Below are 18508 nucleotides of genomic sequence, written 5' to 3'. Positions count from 1 at the left end.
GGGAGGCGAGGCTCTCCCCGCTGGACAGTTTTCCCCTGGAGACCCGGCGACTTTCCGGAGTCTCCCCGCGTGCGCGGCGCGTACGTACGGCTCGGCCTCCTCCCGCTCCCGGTCGGCTGACGCCACTCATCCGGCGCCAGCAGACCTCCCCTTCCCGAGCGGGTGGGGACCCGGCGGTGCGTAGGGCCGCGCCGGACCTGAGAGGGCCCGGAATGCAAGGGCGCGAAGCGCTTCCCGACGAGGGCGACAGCGGGCGACCGGAGGACGGCGGGCAGCCGGACGGGCGGAGTCGGCACGTCCCGGTCATGCTCAAGCGGTGCCTGGACATGCTGGCCCCGGCCCTCGCGGAGCCGGGAGCCGTGGTCGTCGACTGCACGCTCGGGCTCGGCGGTCACAGCGAGGCACTCCTCACCCGCTTCCCCGAAGCGCGGCTCGTGGCCCTGGACCGTGACAAGGAGGCGCTGCGCCTGTCCGGGGAGCGGCTCGCCCCCTACGGCGACCGGGCCTCCCTGGTGCACGCCGTCTACGACGAACTCCCCGACGTGCTCGACCGCCTGGACATCCCGCGCGTGCAGGGCGTCCTGTTCGACCTCGGCGTCTCCTCCATGCAACTCGACGAGGCGGACCGGGGGTTCGCGTACGCGCAGGACGCCCCGCTCGACATGCGCATGGACCAGACGACCGGCATGAGCGCCGCCGAGGTGCTCAACACCTACCCGCCGGGCGAACTGGTGCGGATCCTGCGGGCGTACGGCGAGGAGAAGCAGGCCAAGCGGATCGTCTCCGCGGTCGTGCGCGAGCGCGAGAAGGAGCCCTTCACCAACAGCGCGCGGCTCGTCGAGCTGATCCGTGACGCGCTGCCCCAGGCGGCCAAGCGCACCGGGGGCAATCCCGCCAAGCGCACCTTCCAGGCGCTGCGCATCGAGGTCAACGGTGAACTGAGTGTCCTGGAGAGGGCGGTTCCCGCGGCCGTGAAGGCGCTCGCCGTCGGCGGCCGCATCGCCGTGCTGTCGTACCACTCGCTGGAGGACCGTCTCGTCAAGCAGGTGTTCGCGGCGGGCGCCGCCAACACCGCGCCGCCCGGGCTGCCGGTCGTCCCCGAGCGCTACCAGCCCCGGCTCAAGCTCCTCACCCGCGGTGCCGAACTTCCCACCGAGGAAGAGGTCGCCGAGAACCGGCGAGCGGCTCCCGCCCGGCTGCGGGGGGCACAGCGCATCCGCGAGGAAGCCGCCGAGTGAGGCGCGGGGAGAAGGAGGGGCCGTGAGCCGGAAACCCGAACTCGCACCAGGTCGCGCGCCCGCTTCGCGGACCCGCCGGACGGCGGAGGCCGGGAATCCGGACGCCCGACGCCTTCGTGGGTCCGGGAACCGAACCCGCGGCTGCTTCGTGAGTACGGGCACCGAACCCATGGAGCGGCCGTGAAGCCGGCACACCGGACCCACAGGGAGGGCGCGTGAGCGGCAAACCCGAACTCAGGGGGCGGGCCGCCCGGCTCGCGCGGCTCCTTCCGGCCGGGGCCGGGCAGGCCGCCCGCACCCCGTTCGTCCTCCTGGTCGTCCTTCTCCTCGGCGGCGGTCTCATCGGGCTCCTCGTGCTGAACTCGGCGCTCAGCGAAGGGGCGTTCCGTCTCGACGACCTGCAGAAGCAGACCAAGAGCCTGACCGACGAGGAACAGGCCCTCCAGCGGGACGTGGACGCCTACTCCGCCCCTGACGCCCTCCAGCGCCGCGCCCGCGAACTCGGCATGGTCCCCGGCGGCGACCCGGCCTTCCTCAACCCGAACGGCACGGTCAAGGGCGTTCCCGGAGCCGCCGGCCAGGGGTCCGCCGCGCGGGCCCCGATGATCACCCCGCCCGAGGTCCTCGCCCCCGTGGCGACCCGCACCCCGGCCGCGACCGCGGGCCCGGCGCGGAGCGTGGCACCGTCCTCCTCCCCGGCGTCCGCGCCGCGGCAGCCGTCCCCGGGCGCGCTCACCACCCGGGCCCCCGCCCCGTCCACACAGCCCTCCACAATCCCCGGCAGGTGACGGAAGTGTCCGACAGGGAACCGCCGCGCCGCCGAGTACCCGGCCCCGCCAGGCCCGTACGGCCCGGCGGCCGGAGCCGTCCGGGGCCGGGCGCCCGCCCCGTACGCCGCCCGGCCGCGAACCGCTCCTACGGCCCGCGCGTCATCCGGCTCGGCAGCCCCCGCCCCCGGCTGCGCATGGTCAGCCTCGCGCTGACGCTGGTGATGATCGCGTTCGTCGTACGGCTGCTCCAGGTGCAGGCCGTGGACGCGGGCACCTACGCCGCGAAGGCGGAGCAGAACCGGTACGTCGGGCGCACGCTGGCCGCCGAGCGCGGTGGGATCACCGACCGCGACGGCGTCGAACTGGCGACGAGCGTGGACGCGTACGACATCACCGCGGACCCGACGATGTTCACGCGCGCGGCCACCGGGATCGGCGACGCTCCCGAACAGGCCGCCGCGCTCCTCGGCCCGATCATCGGCCAGGACGTGGACACCGTCGCCAGGAGACTGCGGACGGCGAACACCCGCTACACCCTCCTCGCGCACCGCCGCACCCCCCAGGTCTGGCAGCAGATCAAGGACCTGAAGAGCACGCTCGGGACCAAGGCGGAGACCGACAAGAACACGGTCAACGTCCTCGCGGGCGTCCTCGCGGTGCCGGCCAGCAAGCGCGTGTACCCGAACGGCGATCTCGCCGCCGGGATACTGGGCTGGGTCAACGCCGACGGCAAGGGCGGCGGCGGCATCGAGCAGCAGCTGAACAAGGAGCTCACCGGCAAGGACGGCAAGATCCGCTACGCCCAGTCCGGGGGCCGTCAGGTGCCGACCGTGGGCTCCACCGAGACACCGGCCGTGGCCGGCTCCGACGTCGAGCTGACCATCGACCGGGACATCCAGTGGGCCGCGCAGGACGCCATCACCCAGCAGGTGAAGACGTCCGGGGCGGACCGCGGCTACGTGATAGTGCAGGACACCCGGACCGGCCAGGTCCTCGCCATGGCCAACTCGCCGGGCTTCGACCCCAACGACCTCACCCAGGCCAACGCGGCGGCCATGGGCAACGCGGCCCTCCAGGACGCCTACGAGCCCGGCTCCACCGCCAAGCTGATGTCGATGGCCGCCGTCCTGCAGGAGAACGTGGCCACCCCCGAGACCCATGTCGTCGTGCCCAACCGGCTGCACCGCGGCGACCGGCTCTTCCAGGACGACGTCGACCACGCCACCTGGAACCTCACGCTCAACGGGGTGCTCGCCAAGTCCAGCAACATCGGCACCATTCTGGCGACCGGCCAGCTCGGCAGGACCCAGGAACAGGCCAACCAGGTCCTCTACTCGTATCTGCGCAAGTTCGGCATCGGCAGCGACACCGGGCTCGGATTCCCCGGCGAGACGGCGGGCATCCTCGCGCCCGCCGGCAAGTGGTCGACCTCGCAGCAGTACACGATCCCTTTCGGCCAGGGCGTGTCGATCAACGCGATGCAGGCGGCGTCCGTCTACTCGACGATCGCCAACGGCGGCGTCCGGATCGAGCCGACCCTGGTGCGCGGCACGAAGGGACCCGACGGCCGCTTCACGCCCGCCGCCGCGCCCAGGAAGACCCGGGTCGTGAGCGAGAAGACGGCGAAGACCCTCGCCCAGATGCTGGAGTCCGTGGTGGACGACGAACAGGGCACGGGCATCAAGGCGCGCATCCCCGGGTACCGGGTCGCGGGCAAGACGGGTACGGCCAACCGCGTGGATCCGGCCACCGGCAAGTACAACGGCTACACCTCGTCCTTCGCCGGATTCGCCCCCGCGGACAAGCCGCGGATCACCGTCTACTGCGCGATCCAGAACGCCACGAAGGGCAGCCACTACGGCGGCCAGATCTGCGGACCCGTCTTCAAGCAGGTGATGGAGTTCGCCCTGAAGACCCTTCAGGTCCCGCCCACCGGCGTCCACGCCGCCCGGCTGCCCGTCTCGTTCACGCCGTGACCGCCCCCGACCGCACGCCAGGCTCAGCACCCACGCACAACGGACCAGGAACCACTCGTGACAACGATCACTCCGGACCCCGGGGAGCACTCCGCCCCGCACACCCCGTCCGCGCCCTCGCTTCGCCCCGGCGGGGGTGAGCCCGGTACGCTCACCGCCGTGCCACAAGCTGATCAGTCCCAAACCACCCAGAAGGGCGTTCCTGTGACATATCCGGGGCCGCCGCGTCCGGTTCACGTCTCCGCCACCCCCCTCGCGGAGCTGGCCGATCAGCTGGGCGCCGAGAGGCCGGGGAGCGACGTCGGGGTCACGGGCATCACCCATGACTCCCGCGCGGTGCGCCCCGGTGACGTGTACGCCGCACTGCCCGGCGCACGACTGCACGGCGCCGACTTCGTGACCCAGGCGGCCGGCCTCGGCGCCGCCGCCGTCCTCACCGACCCGACCGGCGCCGGGCGCGCCGCGGCCACCGGTCTGCCGGTCCTCGTCGTCGACGACCCGCGCGGCTCGATGGGCGAACTGGCGGCCACCATCTACGGCCACCCGGGGCGCGATCTCCTCCAGATCGGCATCACCGGCACCTCCGGCAAGACCACGACGGCCTATCTCATCGAAGGCGGTCTGAGGACGGTCCACTCCACCGGCCTGATCGGCACGGTCGAGATGCGCATCGGCGACGAGCGCATCAAGTCGGAGCGCACCACGCCCGAGGCCACCGATCTCCAGGCCCTGTTCGCCGTCATGCGCGAGCGCGGGGTCGACTCGGTCGCGATGGAGGTCTCCAGCCACGCGCTGGTCCTCGGCCGCGTCGACGGCTGCGTCTTCGACGTCGCCGTCTTCAACAACCTCAGCCCGGAACACATGGAGTTCCACACCGGCATGGAGGACTACTTCCAGGCCAAGGCGCAGCTGTTCACGGCCAGACGCAGCCGGCTCGGCGTAGTGAACCTCGACGACGAGTACGGCCGCCGACTCTCCGGGGAAGCCACCGTCCCGGTCATCACTTTCTCCGCCGAGGGCTACCCGGACGCCGACTGGCGCGCCGAGAACGTCGAAGTCGGCCCGATGGACTCGACGTTCACCGCGGTCGGCCCCAAGGGCGAGCGGATCACCGCCCGCTCGCCGCTCGCGGGCCCCTTCAACGTGGCCAACGCCCTCGCCGCGATCGTCGCCCTCGCGGCCGCCGGACTCGACCCGCAGACCGCCGCGGACGGTGTCGCCGCCGTCCCCGGGGTCCCGGGACGGCTGGAGCGCGTGGACGCGGGCCAGCCGTACCTCGCTGTCGTCGACTACGCCCACAAGACCGACGCCGTCGAATCCGTCCTGCGCGCCCTGCGCAAGGTGACCGAGGGCAGCCTGCACGTGGTGCTCGGCTGCGGCGGCGACCGTGACAAGACCAAGCGCAAGCCGATGGGCGCGGCCGTGGCCCGGCTCGCCGACACCGCCGTCCTGACCTCCGACAACCCCCGCTCCGAGGACCCGTTGGCGATCCTCGCCACCATGCTCGCGGGCGCCGCCGAGGTACCGGCGCACGAGCGCGGCGAGGTCCAGGTCTTCGAGGACCGGGCCGCCGCGATCGCCGCGGCCGTCGCGCGCGCAAAGCCGGGCGACACGGTACTGGTCGCGGGCAAGGGCCACGAGCAGGGCCAGGACATCGCCGGGGTGGTGCGTCCCTTCGACGACCGCCAAGTGCTTCGCGAAGCTATCCAGCAGACCCAGGGATGAACTTGTGATCGCCCTCTCTCTCGCCGAGATCGCAGCAGTCGTCGGCGGGCAGACGTACGACATACCGGATCCGGCGGTACAGGTCACCGGACCGGTCGTCAGAGACTCCCGTGAAGTGGAGTCCGGCAGTCTCTTCGTCGCCTTCGTCGGCGAACGGGTCGACGGCCACGACTACGCCGAGGCGGTGATCGCAGCCGGCGCGGCCGCCGTCCTGGCGTCCCGCCCCGTCGGCGTGCCCGCCATCGTCGTCGACGACGTGCAGACGGCCCTCGGCGCCCTCGCCCGCCATGTCGTCGAACGGCTCGGCGCGACCCTCGTGGCCCTCACCGGCTCCGCGGGCAAGACCAGCACCAAGGACCTGATCGCCCAGGTGCTGCGGAGCAAGGCGCCGACCGTCTTCACGCCCGGTTCCCTCAACAACGAGATCGGACTGCCGCTCACCGCGCTCAGCGCCACCGAGGAGACGAAGTTCCTCGTGCTGGAGATGGGCGCCCGCGGTATCGGCCACATCCGCTATCTCACCGGCCTCACCCCGCCGAGGATCGGTCTCGTCCTCAACGTCGGCACCGCCCACATCGGCGAGTTCGGCGGCCGCGAGCAGATCGCGCAAGCAAAGGGCGAGCTCGTCGAGAGCCTCCCCGAGGACGGCGCCGCGATCCTCAACGCCGACGATCCCCTCGTACGCGCCATGGCCTCGCGCACGAAAGCGCGCGTGATCCTCTTCGGAGAGTCCGGCGAAGCGGACGTACGGGCCGAGAACGTCCGGCTCACGGAGAGTGGACAGCCTTCCTTCAGTCTTCGCACACCCTCCGGGTGCAGTGATGTGACCATGCGCCTGTACGGTGAGCACCACGTGTCGAACGCGCTCGCCGCGGCCGCCGTCGCCCATGAGCTGGGCATGTCCGCAGACGAGATCGCCCGCGCGCTCTCCGAGGCGGGCTCCCTCTCCCGCTGGCGGATGGAGGTCACCGAGCGTCCGGACGGCGTGACGGTCGTCAACGACGCCTACAACGCGAACCCCGAGTCCATGCGAGCCGCCCTGCGCGCGCTCGCGGCGATGGGCAAAGCCCATCAGGCACAAGGGGGTCGTACGTGGGCGGTGCTCGGTCAGATGGCCGAGCTCGGGGACGAGGCGCTCGCCGAGCACGACGCGGTCGGACGGCTTGCCGTCCGGCTCAATGTCGGCAAGCTCGTCGCGGTCGGGGGCAGGGAAGCGTCCTGGCTGCAACTGGGCGCATATAACGAGGGTTCGTGGGGTGAGGAGTCGGTGCACGTGTCCGACGCACAGGCGGCTGTCGACCTGTTGCGCAGTGAGCTGCGCCCAGGGGACGTCGTGCTCGTGAAGGCGTCCAGGTCCGTCGGGCTGGAACGGGTGGCGCTCGCGCTGCTCGCCGACGGTACCGAGGGTGAGGTTTCCGCCCGATGATGAAGCAGATCCTGTTCGCGGGAGTCATTGGCCTGTTCCTGACTCTGGTCGGCACTCCGCTGCTGATCAAGCTGCTGGCCCGCAAGGGCTACGGCCAGTACATCCGCGACGACGGCCCGCGTGAGCACGCAAGCAAGCGCGGTACGCCGACCATGGGTGGTATCGCCTTCATCCTCGCGACGATCATCGCGTACTTCATGTCGAAGGTGATCACGGGCTACGCGCCCACGTTCTCCGGCCTGCTGGTGCTCGGCCTGATGGCGGGCATGGGCCTGGTCGGCTTCCTGGACGACTACATCAAGATCATCAAGCGGCGTTCGCTGGGCCTGCGGGCCAAGGCGAAGATGGCCGGACAGCTGATCGTCGGCATCAGCTTCGCGGTGCTGGCCCTGCAGTTCGCCGACAACCGCGGCAACACCCCGGCCTCCACGAAGCTCTCCTTCGTCCAGGACTTCGGCTGGTCCATCGGCCCGGTGCTCTTCGTGGTCTGGGCGCTGTTCATGATTCTCGCCATGTCGAACGGCGTGAACCTGACGGACGGTCTGGACGGCCTCGCCACCGGCGCCGCCACGATGGTCTTCGGTGCCTACACCTTCATCGGCGTCTGGCAGTTCCAGGAGTCCTGCGCCAACGCGACGACCCTGACCAACCCGGCCGCCTGCTACGAGGTACGCGATCCACTCGACCTCGCGGTCGTCGCCTCCGCCCTCATGGGCGCCTGCTTCGGCTTCCTGTGGTGGAACACCTCGCCGGCCAAGATCTTCATGGGCGACACCGGTTCGCTGGCCCTCGGCGGCGCGCTCGCCGGACTCGCGATCTGCTCCCGCACGGAGATCCTGGTCGCCCTGCTCGGCGGCCTCTTCGTCCTCATCACCATGTCGGTGGTCATCCAGGTCGGCTCCTTCAAGCTGACCGGGAAACGCGTCTTCCGCATGGCGCCACTCCAGCACCACTTCGAACTCAAGGGGTGGTCCGAAGTCCTTGTGGTGGTCCGCTTCTGGATCATCCAGGGCATGTGCGTGATCGTCGGACTCGGCCTCTTCTACGCAGGATGGGCAGCCAAGAAGTGACCAACTGGCAGGGCAAGAACGTCACCGTCGCCGGCCTCGGCGTCTCGGGCATCCCGGCCGCCAAGGTCCTGCACGGCCTCGGCGCAGTCGTCACCGTGGTCAACGACGGCGACGACGAAAGGGCCCGGGCGCAGGCCGCGGACCTGGAGGCGCTCGGTGTCACCGTGCGCCTCGGTGACGGCGCCACCCTGCCCGAGGGCACCGAACTCATCGTGACCGCGCCCGGCTGGCAGCCGGACAAACCGCTGTTCGCCGCGGCCGCCGCGGCGGGCGTCCCGGTCTGGGGCGACGTCGAACTCGCCTGGCGGCTGCGGGAACTGGACGGCAGGAAGGCCGCGCCCTGGCTCGCGGTCACCGGCACCAACGGCAAGACCACGACGGTCCAGATGCTCGCCTCGATCCTGAAGGCGGCGGGCCTGCGCACGGCGGCCGTCGGCAACATCGGCGTCTCCCTCCTCGACGCCGTCCTCGGCGACGAGGAGTACGACGTCCTCGCGGTCGAACTCTCCAGCTACCAGCTCCACTGGGCGCCCTCGCTGCGCGCCCACTCCGCTGCCGTGCTGAACCTCGCGCCCGACCATCTCGACTGGCACGGCTCCATGGAGGCGTACGCCGCCGACAAGGGCCGCGTCTACGAAGGCAATCGGGTCGCCTGCGTCTACAACGTGGCCGACAAGGCCACCGAGGACCTGGTGCGCGCGGCGGACGTCGAGGAGGGCTGCCGGGCTGTCGGCTTCACCCTCGGCGCTCCCGGGCCGTCCCAACTCGGCGTCGTGGACGGCATCCTGGTCGACCGCGCCTTCGTCGAGAACCGGCAGAAGAACGCCCAGGAGCTGGCGGAGGTCTCCGACGTCCGTCCGGCCGCCCCGCACAACATCGCCAACGCCCTTGCCGCGGCGGCCCTCGCGCGCGCCTTCGGGGTGCCTCCCCGGGCCGTACGGGACGGGCTGCGGGACTTCACCCCGGACGCGCACCGGATCGCGCACGTCGCCGACGTGGACCAGGTCGCCTACGTCGACGACTCCAAGGCCACCAACACGCATGCCGCGGAAGCCTCCTTGGCGGCCTACGAGTCGATCGTGTGGATCGCCGGCGGACTCGCCAAGGGCGCGACCTTCGACGAACTGGTCGCCCGGTCGGCGAAGCGGCTGAGGGGCGTCGTCCTGATCGGCGCGGACCGCGCGCTGATCCGCGAAGCCCTGGCGCGACACGCACCGGAGGTACCCGTCGTCGACCTCGACCGGACCGACACTGGGGCGATGCTCGCGGCTGTTCAGGAGGCCAGGAGGCTCGCCGAGCCAGGAGACACGGTGCTGCTGGCCCCGGCCTGTGCGTCCATGGACATGTTCGCCAACTACAACAAGCGCGGTGACGCGTTCGCGGAGGCGGTCCGCGGACTCGGCGCCTGACCCGGTTGCCTGGCCGGGCGAACCTGGGAGGGACGGACGCGTGACATCGCTGTGGCCCGGAGACGCCGATGCCCACTAGCCGGACCGGCCGGCCTCCCGTGCGGCGGGCCGGCCGACGGCCCGCCGTCGCCGGGGTGCCGCGCGACAACCCCGTACGCCGTCTCCTCACGCGCGCCCGCAAGGCCTGGGACCGGCCGCTGACCGCGTACTACCTGATCCTCGGCGGCAGCCTGCTGATCACCGTGCTGGGGCTCGTGATGGTCTATTCGGCCTCGCAGATCACGGCGCTCCAGCTCTCGTTGCCCGGGTCGTTCTTCTTCCGCAAGCAGTTCCTGGCTGCCCTGATCGGCGGTGTCCTGCTGTTCGCCGCCTCCCGGATGCCGGTGAAACTGCACCGGGCGCTGGCCTATCCGATCCTGGCGGGCGCCGTCTTCATGATGGTCCTGGTGCAGGTGCCCGGGATAGGGATCTCGGTCAACGGCAACCAGAACTGGATCTCGCTGGGCGGCTCGTTCCAGATCCAGCCCAGCGAGTTCGGCAAGCTCGCGCTCGTGCTCTGGGGCGCCGATCTGCTCGCCCGCAAACAGGACAAGCGGCTGCTGACCCAGTGGAAACACATGCTGGTGCCGCTCGTTCCCGTCGCCTTCATGCTGCTCGGCCTGATCATGCTCGGCGGCGACATGGGCACGGCGATCATCCTCACGGCCATCCTGTTCGGGCTGCTGTGGCTGGCCGGAGCCCCCACCCGGCTCTTCGTGGGCGTGCTGTCCATCGCCCTGGCGATCGGCTTCGTCCTCATCAAGACGAGTCCCAACCGCATGTCGAGGCTGGCCTGCATCGGTGCGACCGAGCCGGGCCCGCACGACACCTGCTGGCAGGCCGTGCACGGCATCTACGCCCTCGCCTCCGGCGGGCTCTTCGGTTCCGGCCTCGGTGCCAGTGTGGAGAAATGGGGCCAACTGCCCGAAGCGCACACCGACTTCATCTTCGCCATCACTGGGGAGGAACTGGGCCTCGCGGGGACGCTGTCGGTGCTCGCCCTCTTCGCGGCTCTAGGCTATGCGGGTATCCGCGTGGCCGGACGCACGGAGGACCCCTTCGTGAGGTATGCCGCGGGAGGCGTGACCACCTGGATCACGGCCCAGGCCGTGATCAACATCGGTGCGGTGCTCGGTCTGCTGCCGATCGCCGGTGTCCCGCTCCCGCTGTTCTCCTACGGGGGTTCCGCCCTGCTGCCGGCCATGTTCGCCATCGGGTTGCTGATCGCCTTCGCGCGTGACGACCCCGCTGCGCGGGCGGCTCTCGCGATGCGGCAACCCCGCTTTGGCAGAAAGCGGGGTGCGGTGAGAGAGTCCGCAAGGGCCGCGGGGCCCCGGAGATGGAACACGATGCGACGGCGTGCCTCTGCGGCGCGTTCGTCCGGAGAGCGGTGAATTTCGGTGCATGTCGTACTCGCCGGCGGGGGGACCGCCGGCCACATCGAGCCCGCGCTCGCCCTCGCGGATGCCCTGCGCAGGCAGGACCCGACCGTGGGAATCACGGCCCTGGGCACGGAACGCGGACTCGAGACCCGGCTCGTACCCGAGCGCGGCTACGAACTCGCGCTGATCCCCGCCGTGCCGCTGCCGCGCAAGCCCACCCCCGAGCTGATCACCGTCCCTGGACGGCTGCGCGGCACGATCAAGGCTGTCGAGCAGATCATGGAGCGGACCAAGGCGGACGCGGTCGTCGGCTTCGGCGGCTATGTCGCCCTGCCCGGCTACCTGGCGGCCAAGCGCCTCGGTGTGCCGATCGTCATCCACGAGGCCAACGCCCGCCCCGGCCTCGCCAACAAGATCGGATCGCGGTACGCGGCCCAGGTCGCCGTCTCCACGCCCGACAGCAAGCTCCGGGGGGCCCGTTACATCGGCATCCCGCTGCGCCGCTCCATCGCCACCCTGGACCGCGCGGCGGTACGGCCCGAGGCGCGCGCCGCGTTCGGGCTCGACCCGAACCTGCCGACGCTCCTCGTGTCGGGCGGCTCGCAGGGCGCCCGCCGCCTCAACGAGGTGGTCCAGCAGGCGGCTCCGTACCTCCAGCAGGCCGGGATCCAGATCCTGCACGTGGTGGGTCCGAAGAACGAACTGCCGCAGGTGCACCAGATGCCGGGAATGCCCCCGTACGTCCCGGTATCGTACGTGGACCGGATGGATCTCGCGTACGCCGCGGCCGACATGATGCTCTGCCGCTCGGGCGCGATGACCGTCGCCGAGCTCTCCGCCGTCGGACTGCCCGCCGCCTACGTCCCGCTGCCCATCGGCAACGGCGAACAGCGGCTGAACGCCCAGCCGGTGGTCAAGGCCGGCGGTGGACTGCTGGTCGACGACGCGGAGCTGACCCCGCAGTGGGTGCAGCAGAACGTGCTGCCCGTGCTCGCCGACCCGCACCGGCTGTACGAGATGTCGCGTGCCGCCAGCGAGTTCGGCCGCCGGGACGCCGACGACCTGCTCGTCGGCATGGTGTACGAGGCGATCGCCTCGCGCCACCGCTAGGACCGCATGAGGGAAGGCAGGGAGCGTGGCCGGACCGACGACCGCCGAGCGCGGTGAACGGCAGAAGCTGGAGTCCGGCCCGCCCCGGCCGCCCCTCATCGGGCGGCTCCGTCGCCTTCATAGGCTCATCATCCTTTTGATCGCCGTGGTGTTGGCCGGGTCCGCCGCGGTGTGGATCGTCTACGGCTCCGCCTGGCTGCGCACGGAGCGTGTGGCGGTTTCCGGGACGCGGGTGCTGACGGCCGGCCAGGTGCGGGAAGCGGCCGAGGTTCCGGTCGGATCCCCGCTGATCTCCGTCGACACGGACGCGATCGAGGCGCGATTGCTCAGGAAATTGCCCCGAATTGACGCGGTTGACGTTGTTCGATCGTGGCCGCATGGAATCGATCTGAAAGTGACCGAACGTACTCCGGTCCTGATCGTCAAAAAGGGCGCAAACTTCATCGAAGTGGATGCCAAGGGGGTGCGGTTCGCGACGGTTCCCGATGCCCCGAAGGGCGTGCCCGTACTGGAATTGGCGGTGTCGAAGCGCGCCGCGCCGGGCCGCTTCCCCGTCGACCGGCTGGTGCGGGAAGCCGTGCGGATCGCCCAGGACATTCCGGATGTCGTCGCCCGTGACACCCGTACCGTCAAGGTCCGTTCCTACGACGCCGTCTCGCTGGAACTGGCGGGCGGCCGGACCGTCGACTGGGGCAGCGCCGAGAAGGGCCGCGCGAAGGCCAGGACGCTCCTTGCTCTCATGAAAGCCGATCCCGGGGCCCGGCACTTCGACGTAAGTGCCCCCACCGCCCCCGCATCGTCGGGCAGTTGACCCGCATCGATGCAGGCCAGCACCCTGGTTGGGCACTGCTGCGCCTGATCACATAGGGTGAAAAGAAAAACGGGAGGTTCGGCGTGTTCGTTGAACGTGCGCCACTTGTCGACTTAGTGTCCTGTTCGGAGAGTCCAAGGAACAGACACACTGGTAACCCTAAACTTCAGCGTTAGGGTTCGGGTCGGCGTTCGGACCGTCCCATTCGGCATCAGTCGTCGGATCGCGAGCGTGCGAGGCGACGACACGTAACTCGAGGCGAGAGGCCTTCGACGTGGCAGCACCGCAGAACTACCTCGCAGTCATCAAAGTCATCGGTGTCGGCGGCGGTGGTGTCAATGCCATCAACCGGATGATCGAGGTCGGTCTCAAGGGCGTCGAGTTCATCGCCATCAACACCGACGCTCAGGCGCTGTTGATGAGCGACGCCGACGTCAAGCTCGACGTCGGCCGGGAACTCACGCGCGGCCTCGGGGCCGGAGCCAACCCGGCAGTCGGCCGCAAGGCCGCCGAGGACCACCGTGAGGAGATCGAGGAGGTCCTCAAGGGGGCCGACATGGTCTTCGTGACGGCCGGAGAGGGCGGCGGCACAGGAACCGGCGGCGCGCCCGTCGTGGCCAACATCGCCCGCTCGCTGGGCGCCCTCACCATCGGCGTGGTCACCCGCCCGTTCACCTTCGAGGGCCGGCGCCGCGCCAACCAGGCAGAGGACGGCATCGCGGAACTCCGCGAAGAGGTCGACACCCTCATCGTCATCCCGAACGACCGGCTGCTGTCCATCTCGGACCGCCAGGTCTCGGTCCTCGACGCCTTCAAGTCGGCGGACCAGGTCCTGCTCTCCGGTGTTCAGGGCATCACCGACCTCATCACCACGCCCGGTCTGATCAACCTCGACTTCGCCGACGTCAAGTCCGTGATGTCCGAGGCCGGTTCGGCGCTCATGGGCATCGGCTCGGCCCGCGGCGACGACCGCGCGGTGGCGGCGGCCGAGATGGCGATCTCCTCGCCCCTCCTCGAGGCCTCCATCGACGGCGCCCGCGGCGTCCTGCTCTCCATCTCCGGTGGCTCCGACCTCGGCCTGTTCGAGATCAACGAAGCCGCCCAGCTGGTCAGCGAGGCCGCGCACCCCGAGGCCAACATCATCTTCGGCGCGGTCATCGACGACGCCCTCGGCGACGAGGTGCGGGTCACCGTCATCGCCGCCGGCTTCGACGGCGGCCAGCCGCCGGCCAAGCGGGACAACGTCCTCGGCTCGACCTCCACCCGACGCGAGGAGCCCGCTCCGTCGCGCCCCGCCGAGAGCCGCCCGTCCTTCGGGTCGCTCGGCAGCGTGACGCCCAAGGAGGTCGCCCCGGAGCCCGCTCCGGAGCCGGTCAGCGAGCTGCCGGTGTCCCCGCCGGTCCCGCCGTCCCGCTCCTACTCGGACAGCGCGGCCGAGGAACTGGACGTGCCGGACTTCCTGAAGTGATAGGACAGCGCTCCGAAACGAGCACCGTGGGCGGCGCCCACTTCGCCTTCACCGACAGGTGGGGCGGGGTGAGCGCCGTTCCGTACGAGGAGCTCAACCTCGGCGGAGCGGTCGGCGACGACCCCGACGCCGTACGTGCCAACCGGGAACTGGCCGCGAAGGCGCTCGGGCTCGACCCGGCCCTGGTCGTCTGGATGAACCAGGTGCACGGGCCGGACGTGGCCGTCGTCGAGGCGCCCTGGGGCGCCTCGGAGATCCCCTCCGTCGACGCGGTCGTCACGGCACGGCGGGGGCTCGCGCTCGCGGTCCTCACCGCCGACTGCACGCCCGTCCTGCTGGCCGACCCCGTCGCCGGTGTGGCGGCCGCCGCGCACGCGGGACGGCCCGGCATGGTCGCCGGTGTGGTCCCCGCGGCCGTACGGGCCATGGTGGAACTCGGCGCCGATCCGGCCAGGATCGTCGCCCGCACCGGCCCCGCCGTCTGCGGAGGGTGCTACGAGGTGCCGGAGGCGATGCGCGCCGAGGTCGCCGCCGTCGAGCCCGCGGCATACGCGGAGACCCGCTGGGGGACACCCGCGGTCGATGTGACCGCCGGAGTGCACGCGCAGTTGGAACGGCTCGGAGTGCGCGACCGGGAGCAGTCGCCGGTGTGCACGATCGAATCGGGGGACCACTTCTCGTACCGACGGGACCGCACCACCGGGCGGCTCGCGGGCTATGTCTGGCTGGACTGATGGGACATGACGGACCGTAAGGCTCAACTCGCCGCGAACCTGGCGAAAGTGGAAGAACGTATCGCGGCGGCATGCGGGGCCGCCGGGCGCAAGCGCGAAGAGGTGACCCTGATCGTGGTCACCAAGACCTATCCCGCGAGCGATGTGCGGATCCTGTCGGGACTCGGTGTGCGTCATGTGGCCGAGAACCGGGATCAGGACGCGGCACCCAAGGCCGCGGAGTGCTCGGACCTGCCCCTGTTGTGGCATTTTGTCGGTCAATTGCAGACCAACAAGGTGCGTTCTGTGGTCGGTTACGCGGATTTCGTGCAGTCCGTCGACCGTTCCCGACTCGTCGCGGCCCTGTCGAAGGAAGCGGTGCGGGCGGAGCGCGAAGTGGGGTGCCTCATCCAGGTCGCGCTGGACGCGCAGGAGAGCGGCCGGGGCGAGCGGGGAGGAGTGGGGGTCGGCGGGATCGAGGAGTTGGCCGACCTCGTCGCGGGGGCCCCGGGGCTCCGGCTCGACGGACTGATGACCGTCGCTCCGCTCACCGGGGAGTACGCGGGGCGCCAACAACAGGCGTTCGAGCGGCTGATGGATTTGTCGACTGCCGTGCGCCGGGCTCATCCGGCTGCGAACATGGTCTCGGCAGGGATGAGCTCGGACCTCGAACAGGCTGTGGCAGCCGGAGCGACACATGTACGCGTCGGTACTGCGGTACTCGGAGTCCGACCCGGCCTCGGGTAACGTCGCCAAGAAGTCGGACCACAGCAGAAAATATGGTCATTACCGCCAAATGCGGGCATAACGACCTCGTGGATCGCGGGCACTTGGCAACTCGTCAGCCGATCCACCACAGAGCGGAGGACTCAGAGCATGGCCGGCGCGATGCGCAAGATGGCGGTCTACCTCGGCCTCGTGGAGGACGATGGGTACGACGGCAGGGGATTCGACCCCGACGACGACTTCGAGCCCGAGCTGGACCCGGAGCCCGAGCGGGACCGGCGACGGCATGAGCCGCCGCACCAGTCACATCAGGCGCACTCGTCCCAACGGGACGAATCGGTACGAGTGGTACAGCCCCCGGCGCCGCGCGACCCGGTGCCGCATTCCGCCTCGCTCGCCGCGGAGTCCGGGCGTCCGGCGCGCATCGCCCCCGTGGCGTCCATCACACAAGAACGTCAGAGCCTGGAGAAGAACGCCCCGGTGATCATGCCCAAGGTCGTGTCGGAACGAGAGCCGTACCGGATCACCACGCTGCACCCCCGGACCTACAACGAGGCCCGTACCATCGGGGAACACTTCCGTGAGGGCACTCCGGTGATCATGAACCTGACGGAGATGGACGACACCGACGCGAAGCGACTTGTCGACTTCGCGGCCGGTTTGGTGTTCGGGCTCCACGGCAGCATCGAGCGGGTGACGCAGAAGGTGTTCCTGTTGTCGCCTGCTAACGTCGATGTCACGGCGGAGGACAAGGCCCGCATCGCAGAGGGCGGGTTCTTCAACCAGAGCTGAGACGCAGGACCGGAAACACCGCATGGGAAACAGGGGAGAGGGAAGCACGGATCATGAGCGTGGTCGGGCAGGTTTTCTACTTCGCGCTGATGTGCTTCCTCATCGTGCTGATTTTCCGGTTGGTCATGGACTACGTCTTCCAGTTCGCCCGCTCATGGCAACCCGGCAAGGCGATGGTGGTCGTTCTGGAGGCCACCTACACTGTCACCGATCCACCGCTCAAGCTTCTGCGGCGGTTCATTCCGCCGCTGCGTCTCGGGGGCGTGGCGCTTGACCTGTCCTTCTTCGTACTGATGATCATCGTCTACATCCTGATCTCCGTCGTGAGCCGGCTGTGAACGATACGGTCTTGCCGAATGCCGACGACTACGTTGAGGTGAAGAGATGCCGTTGACCCCCGAGGACGTGCGGAACAAGCAGTTCACGACCGTCCGCCTCCGAGAAGGCTATGACGAGGACGAGGTCGATGCCTTCCTCGACGAGGTCGAAGCCGAACTGACTCGCCTGCTCCGCGAGAACGAGGACCTGCGCGCCAAGCTGGCCGCCGCCACGCGCGCGGCCGCGCAGAACCAGCAGCAGCAGGGTATGCGCAAACCGCCCGAGCAGCAGGACCAGCAGGGCCCGCCGCAGGGTATGCGAGGGCCCGGCGCTCCTGTGCCCGCCGGCATATCGGGCCCGCCGCAGGGAATGGGGGGCCCCATGGGTGGCCCGCCCCAGCTCCCGAGCGGTGCGCCGCAGCTTCCCCCGGGCCCCAGCGGCCAGGGCGGCCAGCAGGGCCAGGGCCCCATGGGTCAGGGTCCGATGGGTCAGGGTCCGATGGGCCAGATGGGTCAGGGCCCCATGGGTCAGGGTCCGATGGGCCAGGGTCCGATGGGTCAGGGTCCGATGGGCCAGGGCCAGATGGGTCAGGGCCCCATGGGTCAGGGTCCGATGGGTCAGGGTCCGATGGGCCAGGGCCCCATGGGTCAGGGTCCGATGGGTCAAGGCCCCATGGGCCAGGGTCCCGGTCAGATGCAGCAGATGCAGCAGATGGGCGGCCCGATGGGCGGACCCATGGGTGGCCCCATGGGCGGCCACGGCCAGCAGATGCCGCAGCAGGGTCCCGGTGGCGACAGCGCCGCTCGTGTCCTCTCGCTGGCTCAGCAGACCGCCGACCAGGCGATCGCCGAGGCGCGCTCCGAGGCCAACAAGATCGTCGGTGAGGCCCGCAGCCGCGCCGAGGGTCTGGAGCGCGACGCCCGTGCCAAGGCCGACGCCCTGGAGCGGGACGCGCAGGAGAAGCACCGCGTCGCGATGGGCTCCCTGGAGTCCGCCCGCGCCACGCTGGAGCGCAAGGTCGAGGACCTGCGCGGCTTCGAGCGCGAGTACCGCACGCGTCTGAAGTCCTACCTGGAGTCGCAGCTGCGCCAGCTGGAGACGCAGGCGGACGACTCGCTCGCCCCGCCGCGCACCCCGGCCACGGCTTCCCTGCCGTCGTCCTCCGCGCCCTCCATGGCTCCCGCGGGCGCCGGTCTGCCGTCCTACGGCGGCAACCCGGGCATGGGCGGACCGTCGCAGGGCGGACCGTCGTACGGCGGGCAGCAGCAGATGTCTCCCGCGATGACCCAGCCGATGGCTCCGGTGCGGCCCCAGGGCCCGTCGCCGATGCAGCAGGCACCCTCGCCGATGCGCGGGTTCCTCATCGACGAGGACGACAACTGACGGCCGTGAGCACGCCTTAGGCGTCGGCAGCGTTCAGGGCGGGGCCCCCGGATTCCGGGGGCCCCGCCCTTTTGTGCGGTCCACCGGCGCGTGTACGGGGCCAGCGGGCGCCCGTACGGGCTGTGCGGGGCGGCAGGGCGCCAGGGGCCTGC

Annotated in this window: 16 protein-coding genes; all 16 read left to right on the top strand. The window is 70.4% G+C overall.

What is annotated here, in order from left to right; genetic code table 11:
* Positions 1–212: 212 nt before the first annotated feature.
* The 16 genes from rsmH (at position 213) to ACIQRL_RS01770 (ending at position 18356) form a co-directional block, all read left to right on the top strand.
* Positions 213–1238 (top strand): 16S rRNA (cytosine(1402)-N(4))-methyltransferase RsmH, encoded by a 1026-nt coding sequence (gene rsmH, locus ACIQRL_RS01845; RefSeq protein WP_401325675.1) that lies wholly within the window; start codon positions 213–215, stop codon positions 1236–1238.
* Positions 1239–1453: 215 nt separating this feature from the next.
* The gene (locus ACIQRL_RS01840) at positions 1454–2026 is read left to right on the top strand and encodes a septum formation initiator family protein (protein WP_401325672.1); all 573 of its coding nucleotides are present in this window, start codon (positions 1454–1456) and stop codon (positions 2024–2026) included.
* 5 nt (positions 2027–2031) lie between these two features.
* Positions 2032–3984, top strand: a complete 1953-nt coding sequence (locus ACIQRL_RS01835; protein WP_401328004.1) for a peptidoglycan D,D-transpeptidase FtsI family protein — start codon at positions 2032–2034, stop codon at positions 3982–3984.
* Positions 3985–4188: 204 nt separating this feature from the next.
* Positions 4189–5709: a UDP-N-acetylmuramoyl-L-alanyl-D-glutamate--2,6-diaminopimelate ligase gene (locus ACIQRL_RS01830; protein ID WP_401325669.1), complete on the top strand. Its 1521-nt coding sequence runs from the start codon at positions 4189–4191 to the stop codon at positions 5707–5709.
* Positions 5710–5713: 4 nt separating this feature from the next.
* Positions 5714–7135 carry a UDP-N-acetylmuramoyl-tripeptide--D-alanyl-D-alanine ligase gene (murF, locus tag ACIQRL_RS01825; protein WP_401325667.1) on the top strand — a complete coding sequence of 474 codons (1422 nt, stop codon included), beginning with the start codon at positions 5714–5716 and terminating at the stop codon, positions 7133–7135.
* On the top strand, positions 7132–8205 hold the full coding sequence (gene mraY, locus ACIQRL_RS01820; RefSeq protein WP_401325663.1) for a phospho-N-acetylmuramoyl-pentapeptide-transferase: 1074 nt from the start codon (positions 7132–7134) through the stop codon (positions 8203–8205). The genes murF and mraY overlap by 4 nt, the downstream gene beginning before the upstream one ends.
* Complete coding sequence (murD, locus tag ACIQRL_RS01815; protein WP_401325660.1) at positions 8187–9614, top strand: UDP-N-acetylmuramoyl-L-alanine--D-glutamate ligase; 1428 nt, start codon at positions 8187–8189, stop codon at positions 9612–9614. The genes mraY and murD overlap by 19 nt, the downstream gene beginning before the upstream one ends.
* A 68-nt stretch (positions 9615–9682) precedes the next feature.
* Positions 9683–11047 (top strand): putative lipid II flippase FtsW, encoded by a 1365-nt coding sequence (gene ftsW, locus ACIQRL_RS01810; protein WP_401325658.1) that lies wholly within the window; start codon positions 9683–9685, stop codon positions 11045–11047.
* Positions 11048–11053: 6 nt separating this feature from the next.
* Positions 11054–12145 (top strand): undecaprenyldiphospho-muramoylpentapeptide beta-N-acetylglucosaminyltransferase, encoded by a 1092-nt coding sequence (gene murG, locus ACIQRL_RS01805; protein ID WP_401325655.1) that lies wholly within the window; start codon positions 11054–11056, stop codon positions 12143–12145.
* A gap of 25 nt (positions 12146–12170) precedes the next feature.
* The gene (locus ACIQRL_RS01800; protein WP_401325653.1) at positions 12171–12956 is read left to right on the top strand and encodes a cell division protein FtsQ/DivIB; all 786 of its coding nucleotides are present in this window, start codon (positions 12171–12173) and stop codon (positions 12954–12956) included.
* A gap of 274 nt (positions 12957–13230) precedes the next feature.
* The gene (gene ftsZ / locus ACIQRL_RS01795) at positions 13231–14424 is read left to right on the top strand and encodes a cell division protein FtsZ (RefSeq protein ID WP_401325650.1); all 1194 of its coding nucleotides are present in this window, start codon (positions 13231–13233) and stop codon (positions 14422–14424) included.
* Positions 14421–15158, top strand: a complete 738-nt coding sequence (pgeF, locus tag ACIQRL_RS01790) for a peptidoglycan editing factor PgeF (RefSeq protein WP_401325648.1) — start codon at positions 14421–14423, stop codon at positions 15156–15158. Before ftsZ ends, pgeF begins: the two co-directional genes overlap by 4 nt.
* Before the next feature lie 6 nt (positions 15159–15164).
* Positions 15165–15884 carry a YggS family pyridoxal phosphate-dependent enzyme gene (locus tag ACIQRL_RS01785; protein WP_401325646.1) on the top strand — a complete coding sequence of 240 codons (720 nt, stop codon included), beginning with the start codon at positions 15165–15167 and terminating at the stop codon, positions 15882–15884.
* 129 nt (positions 15885–16013) lie between these two features.
* Positions 16014–16655, top strand: coding sequence for a cell division protein SepF (locus tag ACIQRL_RS01780; RefSeq protein WP_401325643.1), 642 nt, complete (start codon positions 16014–16016; stop codon positions 16653–16655).
* A 53-nt stretch (positions 16656–16708) separates the two neighbouring features.
* Positions 16709–16993: a YggT family protein gene (locus ACIQRL_RS01775; protein ID WP_401325641.1), complete on the top strand. Its 285-nt coding sequence runs from the start codon at positions 16709–16711 to the stop codon at positions 16991–16993.
* Positions 16994–17039: 46 nt separating this feature from the next.
* Positions 17040–18356, top strand: coding sequence for a DivIVA domain-containing protein (locus tag ACIQRL_RS01770; RefSeq protein ID WP_401325638.1), 1317 nt, complete (start codon positions 17040–17042; stop codon positions 18354–18356).
* The last annotated feature ends 152 nt before the right edge of the window (positions 18357–18508 follow it).

Origin of the sequence: Streptomyces sp. NPDC091209 (assembly GCF_044757755.1) — a bacterium.
In the GTDB taxonomy this organism is placed as follows: domain Bacteria; phylum Actinomycetota; class Actinomycetes; order Streptomycetales; family Streptomycetaceae; genus Streptomyces.
Note: the sequence above shows the minus strand (reverse complement) of the source record. Positions and strands in the feature narration are given on the sequence as shown.

Coding starts and splice junctions, on each gene's coding strand:
- ACIQRL_RS01785 (WP_401325646.1), top strand. CDS start 15,165: ATGACGGACCGTAAGGCTCAACTCGCCGCGAACCTGGCGAAAGTGGAA.
- rsmH (WP_401325675.1), top strand. CDS start 213: ATGCAAGGGCGCGAAGCGCTTCCCGACGAGGGCGACAGCGGGCGACCG.
- ACIQRL_RS01770 (WP_401325638.1), top strand. CDS start 17,040: ATGCCGTTGACCCCCGAGGACGTGCGGAACAAGCAGTTCACGACCGTC.
- ACIQRL_RS01775 (WP_401325641.1), top strand. CDS start 16,709: ATGAGCGTGGTCGGGCAGGTTTTCTACTTCGCGCTGATGTGCTTCCTC.
- ftsW (WP_401325658.1), top strand. CDS start 9,683: ATGCCCACTAGCCGGACCGGCCGGCCTCCCGTGCGGCGGGCCGGCCGA.
- ACIQRL_RS01780 (WP_401325643.1), top strand. CDS start 16,014: ATGGCCGGCGCGATGCGCAAGATGGCGGTCTACCTCGGCCTCGTGGAG.
- murD (WP_401325660.1), top strand. CDS start 8,187: ATGGGCAGCCAAGAAGTGACCAACTGGCAGGGCAAGAACGTCACCGTC.
- mraY (WP_401325663.1), top strand. CDS start 7,132: ATGATGAAGCAGATCCTGTTCGCGGGAGTCATTGGCCTGTTCCTGACT.